Genomic DNA, 19074 nt, shown 5'->3' on the forward strand with positions numbered 1-19074 from the left:
AAGTCGCAATTCTGAAAACTTATTTGTCTATTATTGTGAGTCATTGTAATTTTTGCCTTTGTCTATTGGTCAGGGAGAGAAAAGATGAAGTTAATGAAGCGGGGCGTCGCGCTGGCGCTTATCGCCGCATGGGGCCTGGTAAGCCTGCCCGCGCAGGCATACGAAAAAGATAAAACCTACAAAATCACCATTCTGCATACCAACGATCACCACGGGCATTTCTGGCGCAGTGAATACGGCGAATATGGTCTGGCGGCGCAAAAAACGCTGGTGGATGGTATTCGTAAAGAGGTGGCGGCTCAGGGCGGCAGCGTGCTGTTGCTGTCCGGGGGAGATATCAACACCGGGGTACCGGAATCCGATTTACAGGATGCCGAGCCCGATTTTCGCGGTATGAATCTGATTGGTTACGATGCGATGGCCGTCGGTAACCACGAGTTTGATAATCCACTAACGGTACTGCGCCAGCAGGAAAAACTGGCAAAATTCCCGTTCCTCTCAGCCAATATTTATCAGAAAAGCACCGGTGAACGCCTGTTTAAACCGTGGGCGTTGTTTAAGCGTCAGGATCTTAAAATCGCCGTCATCGGGTTAACGACTGACGATACAGCGAAAATTGGCAATCCTGAGTTCTTTACCGATATCGAATTCCGTAAACCGGCAGACGAAGCAAAGCTGGTTATTCAGGAATTACAGCAGAACGAAAAGCCGGATGTGATTATTGCCACCACCCACATGGGGCACTATGACAATGGTGAACACGGCTCTAATGCGCCAGGTGACGTGGAGATGGCGCGCAGCCTGCCGGCTGGCTCGCTGGCAATGATTGTGGGCGGTCACTCACAGGATCCGGTCTGCATGGCCTCCGAGAATAAAAAGCAGGTTGATTACGTGCCAGGCACGCCGTGTGCCCCAGACCGTCAGAACGGCATCTGGATTGTGCAGGCGCATGAGTGGGGCAAATACGTAGGCCGGGCGGATTTTGAGTTCCGTAACGGCGAGATGAAACTGGTGCATTACCAGCTCATCCCGGTCAACCTGAAGAAGAAAGTCACTTATCCTGACGGGAAAAGTGAGCGCGTACTTTACACCCCGGAGATTGCTGAGAATCAGCAGATGCTCTCCCTGCTGACGCCGTTCCAGAATAAAGGTAAGGCACAGCTGGATGTGAAGATTGGCACGCTCAATGGTCGTCTGGAAGGGGATCGTAGCAAAGTCCGCTTCGTGCAGACCAATATGGGGCATCTGGTGCTGGCAGCGCAAATGGCGCGTACCGGCGCTGATTTTGGCGTAATGAGCGGCGGCGGTATTCGTGATTCCATCGAAGGTGGAAACATTACCTATAAAGACGTTCTGAAGGTGCAGCCGTTCGGTAACGTGGTGGTCTATGCGGACATGAGCGGGAAAGAGGTCATTGACTACCTGACCGCCGTGGCGCAGATGAAGCCGGATTCCGGTGCCTATCCGCAGTTTGCCAACGTGAGCTTTGTGGCGAAAGACGGCAAGCTTAACGATCTGAAGATCAAAGGCGAACCGGTTGATCCGGCTAAAACGTACCGTCTGGCGACGTTAAGCTTTAACGCCACAGGTGGAGACGGCTATCCGCATATTGATAACAAACCAGGCTATGTGAACACCGGTTTTATCGACGCGGAAGTGCTGAAGCAGTTCATCGAGCAAAACTCGCCGATTGACGTGAATGCATACGAGCCGAAAGGTGAGGTGAGCTGGCAGTAGTGTGGTTGTTTTGCCGGGTAGCGGCTGCGCCTTACCCGGCTTTTCTCTTACTCCCGGCGTGCAATATCCGCAAATTTCGCGTCCAGCGTTTTCGCCAGATCGCCCGCCGCAAGCTCAATATCCAGCCCGCGTTTGCCGCCGGATATAAAGATGGTTTCAAACTCCTGTGAAGGCGCATCTATCAGCGTCGGCAGACGTTTTTTCTGCCCGAGTGGGCTGATCCCGCCGACCAGGTAGCCCGTGGTGCGTTGCGCAACCATTGGGTCTGCCATATCCACTTTTTTCGCGCCCAGCGCTTTCGCCACTTTCTTCAAATCAAGCTGCCCGGCGACGGGCGTAACCGCGACGGCGAGGTGCTTCATGTCGCCATTCACGGCGACCAGCAGCGTTTTATAGACCTGGTCAGCGTTCAGCCCCAGTTTGCGCACCACTTCATCACCAAAATTGGTTTCATTCGGATCGTGATCGTAGGTATGGATCCGGAAAGGAATTTTGTTTTTTTCGAGTAATTTAACGGCGGGAGTCATAGCTATCCTTCTTACGACAGACAATTCATGCTCACAGCATACGCCTGACGTTTGTCTAAAAAATAGCACCATCTTGCGCAATAGTATTGGCAGTGATGGTCACTTTGAGCGACAATCGGCTCAACCGAAGGTCTCCTTCGGCATAATAAAAACGATGAAATTCCTCTTTGACGGGCCAATAGAAATATTGGCCATTTTTTTATTTCAACAGTGACGGCAAATTCCCTTCTCCGTACAAATGTAATGCACCTACTGCGACAACGTAATGCCCGGCAGGTAAGGCATGCAGCGTCTGCCGCCAGGCTTTGTTACGCGCATTCATCAGCACATCATATAACGATTCACTAAACGTCGACGGTAAAGCCAGCTTACTGTCTGCGGGAGGAGCATCCAGCCACCAGCCGATCATGGTCTGCAGCAGGCGCGCGTTGGTGTGCCAGTGGGTCAGGGTATCATCCAGCAGCATCAGACCGTCGTCAGGCAGTTGTCGCAACAGCGCAATCTGGCTGTCCGTCCCTTCCAGTTCGATGATCGGCATCCTGCGTGCCCTTGCCATATTCAGTAACTGGTAATCAATGCCGTAATCACCGCGCAGACCCAGACGTTGCGCCTGCGTGGCCTGAAGCACCATGGCAATTTGCCAGAGCGGCAGAGCGTCGATCATCGAGAGCGACACGCCCGTTTCATCCGCGACGCGCGTCAGTTCCGCGAGCAGAGCATCATCCAGACGTTCTGCCAGGCTGAGAGTGCTCTCCAGACCGGCAAACGGTGATTCATGGCCCGAAATGTCCGCCTCAACAACCAGCGCATCGGCGCGCTTGAGAAGTTTTATCAGACCAGGAGGCAGGGGAGACATATCCTGCGTACCCATATGGATGCTGCCCACCAGGTGCAGGTGCTGGCCGCCAGGAAGCGAGATATCCAGACCGGGCCAGGCATAACGGCGGGGGAATAGGGCGCGAAACGATGTTTTTATACGATTAAACAGACTCATACGCGCTCCATGAACGGAAAGGTTCATGCTAGCGCGTACGAGTACAAGGTTCAATCCTTCGGTTTAAACCGCAACAGTCGGTTGGCGTTGCTTACCACGGTGATGGAGGAGAGCGCCATGGCTGCACCTGCGACCACCGGGTTCAGCAGCGTGCCGGTCAGCGGCCACAAAATCCCGGCGGCAATCGGAATGCCGAAACTGTTGTAGATAAATGCCCCCAGCAGGTTCTGCTTCATGTTGCGCAACGTGGCTTTTGAAATGGCCAGCGCATCAGCAACGCCCATCAGACTATGGCGCATCAGCGTGATCGCTGCCGTCTCAATAGCGACATCGCTCCCGCCTCCCATGGCGATGCCGACATCCGCCTGGGCCAGCGCAGGGGCATCGTTGATGCCGTCGCCGACCATTGCCACCTGACGACCCTGGCTTTGCAGTTTCTTGATTGCGTCAGCTTTACCGTCCGGCAGTACGCCTGCAATGACCTCATCAATACCGGCTTCTTTCGCAATGGCGTTGGCGGTGGTCGGGTTATCCCCGGTCAGCATGACCAGGCGATAACCCGCGCGGTGCAGGCGTTTTAAGGCATCCACACTGTCCTGGCGAAGCGGATCGCGCACGGCCAGCAGCGCGGCGGCTTTGCCATCCACCGCCAGCAGAACCGGCGTGGCGCCCTGAGACGCCTGCACCTTCAGCTCGCTTTCCAGCTCGGCAGTATCAATACCGTTTTCATTGAGCAATGCCTGGTTGCCCAGCAGCAGCGCGTGGCCTTCTGCTTCACCGCTGACGCCGAGTCCGCGCAGGGTGCGGAAATTGCTCACCTGCGGCAGGCTGGCATTACCGGCTTTCTCAATAATCGCGCGAGCCAGAGGATGGCTGGAGCCTTGCTCAAGCGCGGCAGCAAGACGCAGTGCGCCATTTTCTGCCATACCTGTCGTATTCACGGCCACAACTTGCGGTTTGCCTTCGGTCAGCGTGCCGGTTTTATCAAACACCAGCGTGTCGAGCGTACTGGCGCGTTGCAGGGCATCGGCATCACGCACCAGCACGCCAAACTCGGCGGCGCGACCGACACCGGAGATAATCGACATCGGTGTGGCAAGACCGAGTGCGCAAGGGCAGGCGATGATCAGCACCGTAGTGGCGATCACCAGGGTATAAACAATCTGCGGCGCGGGGCCGAAAAAGTACCAGATAGCCGCACTCATCAGGGCAATACCGACCACGACCGGAACAAAAATGGCTGAGATTTTATCAGCAAGCTGGCCAATTTCTGGTTTACTGCTCTGCGCCTGGCGCACCATGCGAATAATACGCGACAGCGTCGTGTGGCTGCCGACGGCGCTGGCGGTGAACAGCACGCTGCCGTCCTGCACCACCGTACCGGCATGAACGGCGTCACCGTGGGATTTCTGCTGTGGAATGGGTTCCCCGGTGAGCATCGCTTCATCCAGCCAGGCATCACCCTGTGTGATAATACCGTCAACGGGAACGCGGTCACCCGTAGTCAGGCGCAGAGTCATACCGGGTTGAACCTCGGCCAGCGGGACGTTCTTTTCACCGTCCTCTGTGACTACCCGCGCGGTTGGCGGCGTTAAATCAAGTAATCTTTCCAGTGCTTTTGAGGAACGCTGACGCGCGCGCGCTTCGAGCATATGGCCTAAGTTGATCAGGCCGATAATCATCGCACTCGCTTCATAATAAAGATGTCGCGCTTCCATCGGGAACCACTGAGGCCAGACGTTAACGCTCATCGAATACAGCCATGCTGCCCCTGTACCAAGGGCAACCAGCGTATCCATCGTCGCAGTGCGATTCTTCAGGCTTTTCCAGGCGCTGGTATAAAAATGTCCGCCTGCAACGATCATCACCCCAAGGGTGATCAAACCGATCGCCAGCCACAGCGTGCGGTTATCGTCGGTGACCATCATGTTGTCGCCGAGCATGCCCCACACCATCACCGGAACCCCGACCAGCAGGGCAACTATTGCCTGCCAGCGGAAGCGTTTCATGGTGGCAACCGCCGTTTCCTGCTGACGTTCACGACGCTTTGCATCGTCTTCGATGGCTTCAGCACCGTAGCCTGCTTTCTCAACGGCCTGCACTAAGTCTGCGGCGGAGGCACTGCCCATCACCAGCGCGGTGCGCTCCGCAAGATTGACCCGTGCCTGCGCGACGCCCGGTACGGCCTGCAAGGCGTTTTGTACCCGGGAGACGCAGCTGGCGCAGCTCATGCCGTTGATCAGCAGCTGTTGGCTGTCATCAATATCATCAGCTACCGGAAGCTCAGGAGTGGCCGCTGTCAGTGCTTCCGACGGGGATGATGACTCTGCCAGCGGTTTAGCCTTTGGGTGGCTCAGCTCCGCCCCGTAACCGGCCTGCTTGATGGTATCAATCAGCGCATCCGCGCTGGCGCTACCGGTTACGGCGGCATGATCGATGGTAACTTCAGCGCTTTCAACGTCAGGACGCTGTTCCAGACTTTCTTTAACGCGTTTGACACAGTGGCCGCAGGAGAGGCCGTCCAATGTCAGGTCAATAGTGTGAGACATAACAAAACTCCCGTATAATGATCTGGTCAGTTGTTGACCAACATAACGCTTTTGGCTAACTGTTATGAAGGTTAAACCTTCCATCAAGGGGAAGGTCAAGGGGGAAATGTGAATATCAGTGATGTTGCGAAAAAAACCGGCTTAACCAGCAAAGCGATTCGCTTTTATGAAGAGAAAGGGCTGGTGACACCGCCGCTGCGCAGCGAAAACGGCTACCGCAGTTACACGCAACTGCATCTTGACGAACTGACGCTGCTGCGTCAGGCAAGACAGGTCGGTTTTAATCTGGAAGAGTGTGGCGAGCTGGTGAATCTCTTTAACGATCCGAAGCGTCACAGCGCTGATGTGAAAAAGCGCACGCTGGAAAAGGTGGCTGAGATTGAACGCCACATCACCGAGTTACAGGCGATGCGCAAACAGCTGCTGGCGCTGGCGGAATCATGTCCGGGAGATGACAGCGCCGATTGCCCGATCATAGATAATCTTGCTGGCTGCTGCCATCGTAAGGCATCTGTTTAACAGGCTTTAACCCGCAGGGTGATTCCTTCTACCGCAATGACCTCAACCCGCGTTCCGGCGCTGAGGTCATCGTCGGCCACGACAGGCCACGAACTGTCGCCCACGCGCATATGTCCACGCCCGTTCACCAGTGCGGTGTCGAGCGTAAAACGCTGGCCGACAATCTGCTGCCCGCGCTGATTAAGGTGCGCATCTAACGGTTTCTGCTCGTTAACCCGTCGGTTAAGCCAGCGCCACCACAGCCATGCAGCCACCAGTGTCAGTACGGCAAACAACGCACCTTGCCACGCCCAGTCGAGCGGCAGAAGCCACACGAGCAGCCCGGTAATCACGGCGGCGACACCGCTCCAGAGCAGGTAGCCGTTACCGCCCAGCATCTCAGCGGCCAGCAATAACCCCCCGAGGCTTAGCCAGAAAGCGTGAGGATGTGCGGCGATGAGCTCAATCATTTTTTACGCTCGTTTCCGCTGTCTTTGATCAGTTCAGCGATCCCGGCAATAGAGCCCATGAGACTGCTGGCATCCAGCGGCATCATGACCACTTTGCTGTTGTTTGCTGAGCCGATCTGTTTCAGCGCGTCGGTATATTTTTGCGCGACAAAGTAGTTCACGGCCTGGATATCACCAGCGGCAATCGCCTCTGACACCATCTGGGTGGCACGAGCTTCCGCTTCGGCCGAACGTTCACGCGCTTCCGCCTGGAGGAACGCAGACTGGCGATCGCCCTCGGCTTTGAGGATCTGCGACTGTTTTTCCCCTTCCGCTTTGAGGATTTCGGCCTGGCGTACCCCTTCGGCTTCGAGAATGTAGGCGCGTTTGGTTCGCTCAGCCTTCATCTGGGCATTCATGGAGGCGATCAGTTCAGCCGGCGGGCGAACGTCGCGGATCTCAATACGGGTGACTTTGATCCCCCACGGATTCGTCGCTTCATCGACGATATGCAGCAGTCGGGTATTGATGCTGTCGCGCTGTGAGAGCATCTCGTCCAGCTCCATTGAGCCCAGTACGGTACGGATATTGGTCATCGTCAGGTTAACGATAGCCAGCTCCAGATTGCTCACCTCATAGGCCGCTTTTGGCGCATCAATTACCTGAATAAAACAGACGGCATCAATGGTGACGTTGGCGTTATCCTTTGAAATCACTTCCTGAGAAGGAATGTCCAGCACCTGTTCCATCATATTGATCTTACGGCCAATTCTGTCCATGAAAGGGACAATCAGGCTTAAACCAGGTTGTAATGTGTTGGTGTAGCGTCCGAAACGCTCGACTGTCCACTGGTAACCCTGCGGGACAATTTTGACGCCAGCGCCGACAATAACCAGCGCAACGAAAATAAGGACAGGAACGACGATGAGCATAAAAACCTCCTGTTTTGCATGCTGTGGCGGAAGCCATTTGGCTGTTTGTTGACCTTAAGTATACGAGGAAAGTCGCCTTACAATCACTAATCGCCGTAGACTACTGCTAATTATTGGGATGAAGGCAGGAAATAACATGAAGGATAACAGCGCGATTTTGACAATCGCGGATGTAGGCTATCGTGTGGGTGAAACCACTATTCTGAACAATGTCAGCTTTACCGTTTCGCCGGGGGAGTTTCGTTTGATCACCGGGCCATCGGGCTGCGGGAAAAGTACGCTGCTAAAAATCATTGCCTCGCTGCTCAGCCCGACCTCAGGCAAGATTTTTTTTGAGGGGAAGGATATTGCAATGCTCTCTCCTGAGGCGTATCGCCAGCAGGTCTCATACTCGGTACAAACGCCCACGCTCTTCGGCGATACGGTGTATGACAACCTGATTTTTCCCTGGAAAATTCGCAATAAGACGCCCGATCCTGAGCGGTTATCGGCCGATCTGGAACGTTTTGGCTTGCCGCAGGAGACGCTGACCAAAGCCGTGAGTGAGTTGTCGGGTGGAGAAAAGCAACGCGTCTCGCTGATCCGTAATCTGCAATTTTTACCCAGGGTGCTGTTGCTGGACGAAATCACCAGCGCGCTGGATGAGGCCAATAAGCGCAACGTTAACGACATCATTCATCATTACGCCAGTAAGCAGAATGTTGCCGTGCTGTGGGTGACGCACGACGCTAACGAAATTACCCATGCGGATGACGTCATTACGCTGCAGCCGCACGGTGGGAAAATGCAGGAGGCTAACCGTGGGTGAACATAATATTACCAATGAATCGCTGGCCTTTTCGATGGTGCTGGTGCTGATTGCGATTGTGGTCAGCTACCGGGAAAAGCTGGGGCTGGAAAAAGATATACTGTGGAGTATCTGCCGGGCGGTTATTCAGCTGATTATTGTCGGCTATGTGCTGAAGTATATTTTCAACGTCAACCACGCGGTGCTGACGCTGCTGATGGTGCTCTTTATCTGCTTCAACGCAGCGTGGAATGCGCAAAAACGCAGTAAGTACATTGATAAGGCCTTTATCTCGTCGTTTATTGCCATAACGACCGGGACGGCGCTCACGCTGGCAGTGCTGGTGCTCTCCGGCTCGATTGCGTTTACGCCAATGCAGGTTATCCCCATTTCCGGAATGATCGCCGGAAACGCGATGGTTGCCGTGGGGCTGTGTTACAACAATCTGGGCCAGCGGTTCAGCAGTGAACAGCAGCAGTTGCAGGAGAAGTTAAGCCTGGGGGCGACGCCTAAAATGGCCTCTGCGCGGCTGATCCGTGAGAGTATCCGTTCATCGCTGATCCCGACGGTGGATTCAGCCAAAACGGTGGGGCTGGTGAGCCTGCCGGGTATGATGTCGGGTCTGATTTTTGCCGGTATCGATCCGGTAAAAGCGATTAAGTATCAGATTATGGTGACATTTATGCTGCTCTCAACGGCGAGCCTGTCCACCATCATTGCCTGTTACCTCACCTACCGGAAGTTCTATAACGCGCGTCACCAGCTGGTGGTGACGCAATTAAAGAAAACGGGTTAAGCCTGTTTTGTAGGCCCGGTAAGCGTTAGCGCCACCGGGCATTTTTTTGTTAGTAGAGCAACGCGTAAAGCTGACGGCGATACTTCGACGCCAGCGCGTCGCCGGTACCCAACGCGGCCAGAATTTCCTGGAACATCTTACGCGCCTGGCCGTCTGCGGCAGCCAGATCTTTTTGCAGATGGCTAAACAGCAGCTCCAGCGCTTCTTCGTTACGCCCTACCTGATGCAGCTGCAGCGCCAGCTGGCTTGCCAGCGCGGCATCGGCCGGGTTGTCAGCTACCTGCTGCTGCAGCTGCTGAATTTCCGGGGTGTCTGCCGCCTGCTTCAGCAGCTCAATTTGCGCGACCAGCCCCTGGTAGCGGGTGTCCTGATCCTGCAGCGGAACCGTCTTCAGCACGGCTTCTGCGTCTTCTGAGCGGTGCAGGGCAATCTGCGTTTCTGCCAGCAGAAGGCCAATCTGGCTGTTTTGCTTCGACAGCTGCCACGCCTCTTTGAGCAGCGGCAGCGCCTCGTCATATTTGCCTTCCTGCATCAGCGCCATACCTTCCTGCGCTTTCAGCTCTTCTTCACGCGGCAGGACTTTATCCAGCAGGGCGCGAATAGCCTCTTCCGGCTGCGGCCCCTGGAAACCATCAACAGGCTGACCATTCTGGAAAAGATAGACGGTTGGGATTGCGCGCAGACCAAACTGAGATGCCACCATTGGCTCGGCGTCACAATCCAGTTTGGCGAGAATGAACTGGCCGTTGTACTGTGCGGCAAGGCTTTCCAGTACCGGCGTCAGCTGCAGGCAGTGCTGGCTACGCTCAGACCAGAAGTAGAACAGCACCGGTTTGGTCATTGACTGTTCGAGGGTCTGTTGCAGGTTTGCTTCAGTAATATTGACGATATTCTGTACGGACATGCGGCTTTCTCTTTTGTCGGTTTGTTCTTTACATGGGGGTGAGCGTCGTTGCTTCAACTCAACCGTGTAAAATTTTGTCCATCATCCGGCCAGGCAGCAGGCGTTTTAACCAGCCTACGGCATGGGTGACCAGCGTCACCGGATAGCGCATTCTGGGGTTTTCACTCTCAAAAGCATGGCGCACTTTGGCCACTACCGCTTCTGGTCCGAGGGTAAAACGTGCGGCGATGCCGGGGTTTTCAACCGGTTTGTCCGCCTGCGTCTGGTTGACGTTTTCGGTAAAGCGGGTGCGGATGGGGCCGGGTTCAATCAGGCTGACCTTAATGCCGCTGTGACGCAACTCCATGCGCAGGGCGTCGGACCAGGCTTCCAGCGCATACTTGCTGGCGGCGTAGGCGCCGCGGCCCGGGGTGGAAATCAGCCCCATCACCGACGATGTCATCACGATGCGACCTTCACCGTGCGGCAGCATCGCGGGGAGCAGATGCATGGTGAGCTGATGTACGCCGAAGAAGTTGGTCGAAAACTGTTTCTCCAGCGTTTCGCGGGAGATCGTATCCAGCGGGCCATACACGCCGTAGCCGGCATTGTTAAAGAGCCCGTACAGACGATTGTCGGTCAGCGCGATGACCTCATCGGCGGCGCGTTCAACGCTCTCCGGTGAGTCCATATCCAGCAGCACGCCGGTAAACCCCATTCCGTTCATGCGTTCGACATCGTCGGATTTACGGCAGGCAGCCAGTATCCTGAATCCCTGACGCTTTAATTCGAGCGCGCTTTCCAGGCCGATTCCGCTGGAACATCCTGTAATTAAGACCGATTTTTGCATAACTTTACCTGTCAGGATCTCCGCTTAATCAGGAGTCATGTTTAACTAAAGGGGCCAGCCGCGTTGCCATCCAGTCGGCAATAAACGGCTGCGCATCGCGATTGGGGTGGATCCCGTCGTCTTGCATCCACAGGGGTTTGAGATAGACCTCTTCCATGAAAAATGGCAGCAGCGGAATATCAAACTCTTTGGCAAGCTTAGGGTAGATCGCGCTAAAGGCTTCATTATACCGACGACCGTAGTTGGCGGGCAGACGAATTTGCATCAGCAGCGGCTGGGCGTTTGCCGCCTTGATGTCCTGCAAAATGGTGCGCAGCGTCTGCTCCGTTTGCTGAGGCTGGAAACCGCGCAGGCCATCATTGCCGCCGAGTTCGACCAGCACCCAGCGTGGCTGATGCTGTTTGAGTAGAGCAGGCAGCCGCGACAAACCCTGCTGCGAGGTATCGCCGCTGATGCTGGCGTTGATCACAGGCGTTGTGCTCTGCCATTTATCATTGAGCAAAGCAGGCCAGGCCGCGCTGGCGGCCATGCGATAGCCTGCACTCAGGCTGTCGCCGAGAACCAGTAACGTGTCCGCTGCCGCCGCGCGGAAGGTCATCAGAATCAAAAACAGGAAGGGCAAATGCCAGCGGAAAACAGTGTTGAAGTTCATCGTCTTAAGAAATCCGTCGGTCAGGGGGAACACGAGCTTTCCATCCTTACTGGAGTTGAACTCGTTGTCAAACGCGCTGAAACCATCGCGCTGATTGGCGAATCCGGTTCCGGTAAGTCTACGCTGCTGGCGATTTTGGCGGGTCTGGACGACGGAAGCAGCGGAGAGGTCCACCTTGTCGGGCAACCGCTGCATCAGCTTGATGAAGAGGCGCGCGCTGCGCTGCGTGCGCGACACATCGGTTTTGTTTTTCAGTCCTTTATGCTTATCCCGACGCTGAACGCGCTGGAAAACGTCGAACTCCCGGCGCTTCTGCGCGGCGAAAATAGCCGTGAAAGCCGCGCGCATGCAAAGGCCTTACTGGAGCAACTGGGGTTGGGCAAACGCCTCGACCATCTTCCGGCACAGCTTTCCGGCGGGGAGCAACAGCGCGTGGCGCTGGCGCGCGCGTTTAACGGTCGTCCGGAGGTACTGTTCGCTGATGAGCCTACCGGTAACCTTGACCGTAAAACCGGGGACAAGATTGCTGACCTGCTGTTTTCGCTCAACCGTGAACATGGCACTACGCTGATCCTCGTGACCCACGACCCGCAACTTGCCGCCCGCTGTGACCGTCGTCTGCGGCTGGTCAACGGTGTTCTTCAGGAGGAAGCATGATTGCCCGCTGGTTCTGGCGCGAGTGGCGCTCGCCCTCGCTGCTGATAGTCTGGCTGGCCTTAAGCCTGGCGGTAGCGTGCGTGCTGGCGCTCGGCAGCGTCAGCGACCGCATGGAGAAAGGGCTCAGTCAGCAAAGCCGGGAGTTTATGGCGGGAGACAGGGCGCTACAAAGTTCACGCGCGGTTCCGCCGGGCTGGATTGATGAAGCGCGCAAGCGGGGGCTCAAGGTCGGGGAGCAGATAAGCTTCCAGACCATGACCTTCGCGGGCGAAACGCCGCAACTGGCAAGCGTCAAAGCCGTCGATGACATCTACCCGATGTATGGCGAACTGCAAACCAGCCCGCCAGGGTTGAAACCCAAACCCGGCACGGTGCTGCTGGCACCGCGCCTGATGGCGCTGTTGAACCTGAAAACGGGCGACAGCATTGATGTCGGTGATGCTACGCTGAAAATTGCCGGGGAAGTGGTTCAGGAACCTGACTCCGGGTTTAATCCGTTCCAGCTCGCGCCGCGATTACTGATGAACACCGCCGATGTGGCGAAAACCAATGCCGTACAGCCGGGCAGCCGCGTCACCTGGCGCTATAAGTTTGGCGGCACGCCTGCCCAGCTTGACGCGTATGAAAAATGGCTTCTGCCGCAGTTAAAACCGGAACACCGATGGTATGGGCTGGAGCAGGACGAGGGAGCGCTCGGTAAGTCCCTCGAGCGTTCTCAGCAGTTCCTGCTGCTTTCGGCCCTGTTAACGCTATTGCTGGCAGTGGCGGCAGTTGCCGTCGCAATGGGGCACTACTGCCGCAGCCGTTACGATTTGGTGGCGGTTCTCAAAACGCTGGGTGCGGGCAGGGTGCAGTTGCGTAAGCTGATTGTCGGCCAGTGGCTGATGCTGCTGCTTTTCTCGGCCTTCACCGGCGGGGTAATGGGATTGCTGTTCGAAAAACTGCTGATGGTGATGCTGAAACCGGTGCTCCCGGCAGCATTGCCGCCGGCCAGCCTCTGGCCGTGGCTGTGGGCGATGGGCGCGATGACGGTAATCTCGGTGCTGGTGGGGCTCCGTCCGTACCGGCTGTTGATTGCGACGCAGCCGCTGCGTGTTTTACGCCGTGACGTCGTGGCAAACGTCTGGCCGCTGAAGTTCTACCTTCCTGTGATAATCGCGGTGGCGGTTGGGCTGCTGGCCTGGCTGATGGGGGGCAGCACTCTGCTTTGGGCAGTACTGTCCGGGGCGGTTGTTCTGGCGCTGCTGTGCGGCGTACTGGGCTGGATACTGCTCAATATTCTGAAAAAAATCACGGTAAAATCGCTTCCCGTGCGGCTGGCAGTGAACCGTCTGCTGCATCAGCCCTGGTCCACGCTCAGCCAGCTTTCGGCGTTTTCGCTGTCGTTTATGCTGTTGGCACTTCTGCTGGTGCTGCGAGGCGATCTGCTGGATCGCTGGCAGCAGCAGCTTCCGCCGGAAAGCCCAAACTATTTCCTGATCAATATCGCGCCTGAGCAGGTCACGCCGCTGAAGGGATTTCTGTCGGAGCATCACATTATTCCTGAGTCGTTCTACCCCATCGTTCGCGCACGGCTGACGCAGATCAACGGTCAGTCAACGGAGGGGAACAAGGACGAGTCGCTTAACCGCGAGCTGAACCTTACCTGGCAGGAGAAACGCCCTGACCACAACCCGATAACCGCCGGCACCTGGCCGCCGAAAGCGGGAGAGGTGTCGATGGAGGAGGGGCTGGCGAAGCACCTGAGCGTTAAGCTGGGAGACAGCGTCACGTTTACCGGGGATACGCAGGATTTTACCGCGAAAGTCACCAGCCTGCGTAAAGTGGACTGGGAAAGCCTGCGGCCCAACTTCTTCTTCATCTTCCCGCCGGGGGCGCTGGACGGACAACCGCAGAGCTGGCTGACCAGCTTCCGCTGGGAAAACGGCAACGGCATGCTGACGCAGCTTAACCGGGAATTCCCGACGGTCAGCCTGCTGGATATCGGGGCGATCCTGAAGCAGGTGGGACAGGTGCTGGAGCAGGTGAGCCGCGCGCTGGAGGTGATGGTGGTGTTGGTGACGATCTGTGGCGTGCTGTTGCTGCTGGCCCAGGTACAGGTGGGGATGCGCCAGCGTCATCAGGAACTGGTGGTTTACCGCACGCTGGGGGCCGGTAAGCGGCTGCTGCGGGCGACACTCTGGAGTGAATTCGCACTGCTGGGGCTGGTGGCGGGTCTGGTCGCGGCCATTGGTGCAGAGACGGCGCTGGCTGTCCTGCAGACAAAGGTCTTCGACTTCCCATGGGAGCCTGACTGGCGTCTTTGGCTGACATTGCCTCTCTTTGGTGCGGTACTGCTTTCCCTCTGTGGAGGCTGGCTCGGTACACGCTTGTTAAAGGGCAAAGCCCTGTTCCGCCAGTTTGAGAGTTGATTCAATGTGGTGATAATTACGCACCGGTTTTTATATCGGTGCGTAGTAATTTAATGGCACAAAAAGATAATACCCACTCATTTAGTAGCACAAAACATTAAAAAACCGTCCACACAGACTGATTATTTCCAGTTAATATTCACCCGCTAAATATTTAGCAGCGTGTCTATTAAGGAAAAATAATGACTATAAAAAAATCAGCGCTGGCGGTTACGATCGGCGCGGCAGTGGCATTGACTACCTTCGCTTCTCAGGCAGAAATCACCGTTCTTAAACAGGATCCTCAGGCGGGCGATCCACTGAGCCGTCTGAACTTCACCGTGGGCGGCAGTATCCGTCCTCAGTTCAACATGATGACGGGCGATGGCGACAAAGGTTCCTACAAACGTAATGGCTTCGACGGCGGTACCCGTTTCCGTTTCGCAGCCGATTACTACCTGTTTGATGACATCAGTTGGGTAAGCTACTACGAGCTGGGCGTGAACATTCCTGCGCTGTTCGACTGGGACAACCACTACAAAGAAGGCGCGAACAACACTACTCGCCGTATGTTGTACACCGGTCTGAAGAGCGATACCTGGGGTACGCTGACCTTCGGTCAACAGAACAGCGTTTACTATGATGTGGTTGGCGTGAAAACCGATATCTGGGACTACGATATGATTGGTCAGGCACCAGGTAACGGTATCAACGGTGACTACGACGGTTCTTATCGTTCACGCAACATGCTGAAATATAAGAAAACCGTTGGCGATGCTGACATTTATGCATCCTACCTGTTTGAAGACAGCGAATACCTGCCGGGCAACGGCCTGCGCTACAAGCGTAAAGGCGGCGGTTCACTGGGTCTGGATTATCACCTGACTAAAGATCTGACCTGGGGTACGGCGTGGAACTACACCCGCGCCGACATGCGTAACCCGGACAACGGCGACAGCAAAACCTACGATCAGAACATCCTCGGTACTGCTCTGAGCTGGAAACCTGACAACTGGACCTTCTCCTTTGGCGGCGGCTGGTACCAGAACTTCCTGACCACCAAAAAAGTGTCTGTTAACGACTACTTTGCGGGCGACGCGTGGGGTATTGAATACTTCGCTGGGTATAAATTCCCAATCAATCAGTATGCGGTTAAATCCATCCAGCCTTACTTCATGGGCGATCGCATCGAGTACGTGAACGGCCGTAACTACCAGCGCATCGACAACGGTGTGGGTATCAGCTTCCAGCTGGATTATGGTTTCCGCGTTGATTACGAACACGTATTCACCTCCAGCACCGACGATCTGGGCGATATGAACCTGGTCCGTCTGCGTTACGACTTCTAAGTCGTTTTGTAGGGTGCTGCCTGATGCCCTCACCCTGACCCTCTCCCACAGGGAGAGGGAACAAACATTAAAAACGGCAACTCTGGTTGCCGTTTTGCTTTTGCCTCGTCACCCGGCTTTATTTTTCAGCGATCAAGCCACTCAGCAATTTCTTCGAACGTTCCGCGATAGACAATCTTTTCCGCTTTCTTTCCAAGCTGATAGCTGTACATCGGGTCGTAATAATCATTCAGCAACGGGGCAAGCCAGCGGAAGTGCGCGTCAGTGCTGCCAGAGCGTTGTTGTTCCAGCAGTGCGGAATCTAACAGCGCGGTGAATTCTGCATACCGCTGCAGCCCCAGACGGCGGCGAATGGCGAACAGGCCGTGGTGCAGATACTCGCTGTACTCTTTCCAGCCTGCTTCATCACCGTAAGCCGCAGAAAAATCTGCCCACATATGGTCGAAATACTCTTCTCGCAGGCGCTCAAGACGGATATCAAATGGGTCGTCGACGACAACGATAGGGGCTTCAACCATACGGTCGCGCAGGCACTCCGGCAGGTGGTTGGAACCAATCATCCGACCTTCATCTTCCAGCACCCAGCGTGCAGCGTCTTTTTTTAATAGCTCAACCGCAAGGTGATTTTCAAAGCTGGCCTGGGAAAGCTGCGGCGTGAGCGTGCGGCCAAACGATGAACCGCGATGGCGCGCCAGCCCTTCCAGATCAATGCCCTGGACATGTTGCTTAACCAGCAGGGTTTTACCGCTGCCGGTACAGCCACCGATAAGTACCATCGGTTTTTGTGACTGCTCGGTTGTGACCTGAATCGCCGTCTGACGCAAGGCTTTATAGCCGCAGCGGATCAGCGGGTAGTCGACACCCGCCTCTTTCAGCCATGCCTGTGAGATGTGCGAACGCTGGCCGCCGCGTGCGCAGCAGAGATAGCCCTCAGGATGGGCAAGGCTGGCCTCCCGCCAGGCGTTGATCCGTGCCTCACGCGTGGCGCCGTTCACCAAACTATGGCCGAGCGCCAGCGCGGCCTCGGGGCCCTGGCGTTTATAGCAGGTGCCGACGGCGGCGCGTTCGTCGTCATTCATCAACGGCAGGTTAATGGCGGCGGGCATCGCACCCTGGGCAAATTCAATCGGCGCGCGAACGTCGATTAAAGGGGTATCGGACGCGAGGATCGCGCGATAGTCCGTTCCATCGTTCATGGTTATTCCAGAAGAAAACTCAGCAGCAATGGGCGGGAATTGTACGCCGGGGAAGGGGAAGGTCAACTCCCCGGCGCAGGTGTGTTACTTGATCTTAGACTGTGCCCAGACGATACCGCTCGCGTATTCCGGCGGCAGAAGAGGGATGATGGCTTCGAGGGTGGCGCTCAGACGGCCCGTGTCGGTGTCGTTCAGGTTCAGGTGACCGACCTTACGACCCGGGCGAACCTCTTTGTCATACCAGTGCAGGTGTACCAGCGGCAGCTTCAGCCAGTCGTAGTTCAGATCGGTGCCGATCAGGTTGATCATCACCGACGGGCTATTCACCACCGGCTGCGGCAGAGGCAGCTCAGTGATGGCGCGCAGGTGCAGTTCGAACTGGCTGATGGACGCGCCATTTTGCGTCCAGTGGCCGCTGTTGTGAACGCGCGGCGCAAGCTCGTTGATCAGCAGACCGGACGGGGTGATAAAGCACTCCATCGCCATTACGCCGACGTAGCCCAGTTCGTGCATGATGGCAGATAGCATGTCTTCCGCCTGTGCCTGTTGTTCCGCACTGGCCTGCGGAAACGCCACGCTGGTGCGCAGAATGCCGTCCTGATGCAGGTTATGCGTCAGCGGATAAAACACAGTGTGTCCATCGTGCCCGCGCGCGCCGACCAGCGACACTTCGCCGCTAAAGTTGATACCTTGCTCAACGATACACTCGCCGTAGCAATCATCCGGCAGTTCTGCCGTTTCATATGCACGCAGGCGCCACTGACCGCGGCCATCGTAACCGCCCACGCGGCGCTTCACGATGGCCAGTTCGCCCAGCATCGCGAAAACATCATTCCACTCGCTTTTATCCGACAGGAGCTGCCACGGTGCGGTCGGCAGACCGAGCTTGTCGAACAGCTGCTTTTGCGTCAGGCGGTCGGCAATAATCGGGAAAACATCGCGGTTAACAAAGGCGTTATGACGCGCCAGTTCGCGAGTCAGCGCCGTTTCCGGCCAGCGTTCGATCTCGGCGGTGATCACGCTCTGGTGGAACGGTACCGCTTCAGGTTCAGCATCCAGCCCGACGGGCCAGACGGAAATACCCAGCGGTTCACCCGCCTGGCGCAGCATACGGCCCAACTGACCGTTACCGAGGACGCAAACCTGCTTCATGCCGCACCCCGTGGATCCGGATTGTCCAGCACCTCGTCGGTCTGTGCTTTACGCCAGTCAGCCAGACGCTGATGTAAGTCTTTATCATGCGTCGCCAGGATCTGTGCAGCCAGCAGGGCAGCATTTGCAGCACCCGCTTTACCAATCGCCAGCGTGCCGACCGGAATACCCCGCGGCATCTGCACGATGGAATAGAGGCTATCGACACCGCTCAACGCAGCGCTTTGTACCGGTACGCCCAGAACGGGGACCAGCGTTTTGGCGGCAATCATGCCTGGCAGATGTGCTGCGCCGCCCGCACCGGCAATGATCACCTCATAACCGTTCTCTTCAGCGCCTTCGGCGAAGCTGAACAGTTTGTCCGGTGTACGGTGTGCGGAAACCACTTCAACGTGGTGCGGAACATTCAGGATTTCAAAGATTTCGGCGGCGAACTGCATGGTAGCCCAGTCGCTTTTGGACCCCATCACGATGGCGACACGCGCCGGATTATTGCGGGAAGACATGCGTCTTAAAACTCCTGTGGTGCGAAACACACTGCTTTCGAGGGCACAGAGAATAGCATGTAATACGGGGAAGGAAAACGGTTGCGCGGTTAAAACTTGAGCCGTTGTGACCGCCAGGACATAACAAAACAGACCGCTATCTGGCGGTCTGTTTTCATCAATCAGGTGTC

At 56.2% G+C, this 19074-nt stretch carries 18 protein-coding genes; 7 read left to right on the top strand and 11 right to left on the bottom strand.

The features are described 5' to 3' along the window. Positions 1 to 84: 84 nt before the first annotated feature. Positions 85 to 1737, top strand: coding sequence for a bifunctional UDP-sugar hydrolase/5'-nucleotidase UshA (gene ushA, locus AAHF05_RS05115; protein ID WP_028017599.1), 1653 nt, complete (start codon positions 85 to 87; stop codon positions 1735 to 1737). A 47-nt stretch (positions 1738 to 1784) separates the two neighbouring features. Here the strand turns inward: ushA and ybaK are convergent, their stop codons facing one another. The 3 genes from ybaK to copA all read right to left on the bottom strand — a co-directional run bounded on the left by ybaK (position 1785) and on the right by copA (position 5807). Beyond that, positions 1785 to 2264 (bottom strand): Cys-tRNA(Pro)/Cys-tRNA(Cys) deacylase YbaK, encoded by a 480-nt coding sequence (gene ybaK, locus AAHF05_RS05120; RefSeq protein ID WP_129323850.1) that lies wholly within the window; start codon positions 2262 to 2264, stop codon positions 1785 to 1787. A gap of 199 nt (positions 2265 to 2463) precedes the next feature. Further along, positions 2464 to 3258 (bottom strand): TraB/GumN family protein, encoded by a 795-nt coding sequence (locus tag AAHF05_RS05125; RefSeq protein WP_028017597.1) that lies wholly within the window; start codon positions 3256 to 3258, stop codon positions 2464 to 2466. A gap of 50 nt (positions 3259 to 3308) precedes the next feature. Beyond that, positions 3309 to 5807, bottom strand: coding sequence for a copper-exporting P-type ATPase CopA (copA, locus tag AAHF05_RS05130; RefSeq protein WP_129323851.1), 2499 nt, complete (start codon positions 5805 to 5807; stop codon positions 3309 to 3311). A gap of 108 nt (positions 5808 to 5915) precedes the next feature. On the opposite strand from copA, the gene cueR reads away from it, so the two are divergent. Beyond that, entirely contained in the window at positions 5916 to 6326 is a 411-nt protein-coding gene (gene cueR, locus AAHF05_RS05135; RefSeq protein ID WP_049007462.1) for a Cu(I)-responsive transcriptional regulator, read from the top strand. On the opposite strand, the gene AAHF05_RS05140 is transcribed toward cueR, so the two are convergent. Then, positions 6323 to 6775, bottom strand: a complete 453-nt coding sequence (locus tag AAHF05_RS05140; protein ID WP_129323852.1) for an NfeD family protein — start codon at positions 6773 to 6775, stop codon at positions 6323 to 6325. The two genes, cueR and AAHF05_RS05140, sit on opposite strands and share 4 nt — an antisense overlap. Next, the gene (locus tag AAHF05_RS05145; protein ID WP_024906863.1) at positions 6772 to 7686 is read right to left on the bottom strand and encodes an SPFH domain-containing protein; all 915 of its coding nucleotides are present in this window, start codon (positions 7684 to 7686) and stop codon (positions 6772 to 6774) included. The genes AAHF05_RS05140 and AAHF05_RS05145 overlap by 4 nt, the downstream gene beginning before the upstream one ends. Positions 7687 to 7822: 136 nt before the next feature. Between AAHF05_RS05145 and fetA the strand changes: the two genes are divergently transcribed. Together fetA and fetB are read left to right on the top strand one after the other, a co-directional pair. After that, entirely contained in the window at positions 7823 to 8494 is a 672-nt protein-coding gene (gene fetA / locus AAHF05_RS05150; protein ID WP_129323853.1) for an iron efflux ABC transporter ATP-binding subunit FetA, read from the top strand. After that, positions 8436 to 9269, top strand: coding sequence for an iron export ABC transporter permease subunit FetB (fetB, locus tag AAHF05_RS05155; RefSeq protein ID WP_374936440.1), 834 nt, complete (start codon positions 8436 to 8438; stop codon positions 9267 to 9269). The genes fetA and fetB overlap by 59 nt, the downstream gene beginning before the upstream one ends. Before the next feature lie 49 nt (positions 9270 to 9318). Here the strand turns inward: fetB and AAHF05_RS05160 are convergent, their stop codons facing one another. The 3 genes from AAHF05_RS05160 to tesA are packed head-to-tail and all read right to left on the bottom strand — an operon-like array spanning position 9319 to position 11654. Further along, positions 9319 to 10173, bottom strand: a complete 855-nt coding sequence (locus AAHF05_RS05160; protein WP_023293125.1) for a co-chaperone YbbN — start codon at positions 10171 to 10173, stop codon at positions 9319 to 9321. A 58-nt stretch (positions 10174 to 10231) separates the two neighbouring features. Continuing rightward, a complete protein-coding gene (locus AAHF05_RS05165) occupies positions 10232 to 11002 on the bottom strand; it encodes an SDR family oxidoreductase (RefSeq protein ID WP_129323854.1) in 771 nt (256 codons plus the stop codon). Between the two features lie 28 nt (positions 11003 to 11030). Next, positions 11031 to 11654, bottom strand: coding sequence for a multifunctional acyl-CoA thioesterase I/protease I/lysophospholipase L1 (tesA, locus tag AAHF05_RS05170; RefSeq protein WP_129323855.1), 624 nt, complete (start codon positions 11652 to 11654; stop codon positions 11031 to 11033). Between tesA and ybbA the strand changes: the two genes are divergently transcribed. The 3 genes from ybbA to AAHF05_RS05185 all read left to right on the top strand — a co-directional run bounded on the left by ybbA (position 11625) and on the right by AAHF05_RS05185 (position 16050). Continuing rightward, positions 11625 to 12311 (top strand): putative ABC transporter ATP-binding protein YbbA, encoded by a 687-nt coding sequence (gene ybbA, locus AAHF05_RS05175; RefSeq protein WP_028017748.1) that lies wholly within the window; start codon positions 11625 to 11627, stop codon positions 12309 to 12311. The genes tesA and ybbA overlap by 30 nt on opposite strands. Further along, positions 12308 to 14722: a putative ABC transporter permease subunit YbbP gene (gene ybbP, locus AAHF05_RS05180; protein ID WP_129323856.1), complete on the top strand. Its 2415-nt coding sequence runs from the start codon at positions 12308 to 12310 to the stop codon at positions 14720 to 14722. Before ybbA ends, ybbP begins: the two co-directional genes overlap by 4 nt. A gap of 182 nt (positions 14723 to 14904) precedes the next feature. Next, positions 14905 to 16050: a porin gene (locus AAHF05_RS05185; protein WP_049007457.1), complete on the top strand. Its 1146-nt coding sequence runs from the start codon at positions 14905 to 14907 to the stop codon at positions 16048 to 16050. Positions 16051 to 16175: 125 nt separating this feature from the next. Here AAHF05_RS05185 and mnmH read toward each other — a convergent pair whose 3' ends face one another. The 3 genes from mnmH to purE all read right to left on the bottom strand — a co-directional run bounded on the left by mnmH (position 16176) and on the right by purE (position 18904). Then, positions 16176 to 17246, bottom strand: coding sequence for a tRNA 2-selenouridine(34) synthase MnmH (mnmH, locus tag AAHF05_RS05190; RefSeq protein ID WP_374936441.1), 1071 nt, complete (start codon positions 17244 to 17246; stop codon positions 16176 to 16178). Between the two features lie 84 nt (positions 17247 to 17330). Next, positions 17331 to 18398 (bottom strand): 5-(carboxyamino)imidazole ribonucleotide synthase, encoded by a 1068-nt coding sequence (purK, locus tag AAHF05_RS05195; protein WP_129323858.1) that lies wholly within the window; start codon positions 18396 to 18398, stop codon positions 17331 to 17333. Then, positions 18395 to 18904, bottom strand: a complete 510-nt coding sequence (gene purE, locus AAHF05_RS05200) for a 5-(carboxyamino)imidazole ribonucleotide mutase (RefSeq protein WP_028017586.1) — start codon at positions 18902 to 18904, stop codon at positions 18395 to 18397. The genes purK and purE overlap by 4 nt, the downstream gene beginning before the upstream one ends. Positions 18905 to 19074 lie beyond the last annotated feature (170 nt).

It is taken from the genome of Enterobacter adelaidei, from assembly GCF_041937165.1.
Taxonomy (GTDB): Bacteria; Pseudomonadota; Gammaproteobacteria; order Enterobacterales; family Enterobacteriaceae; genus Enterobacter; species Enterobacter adelaidei.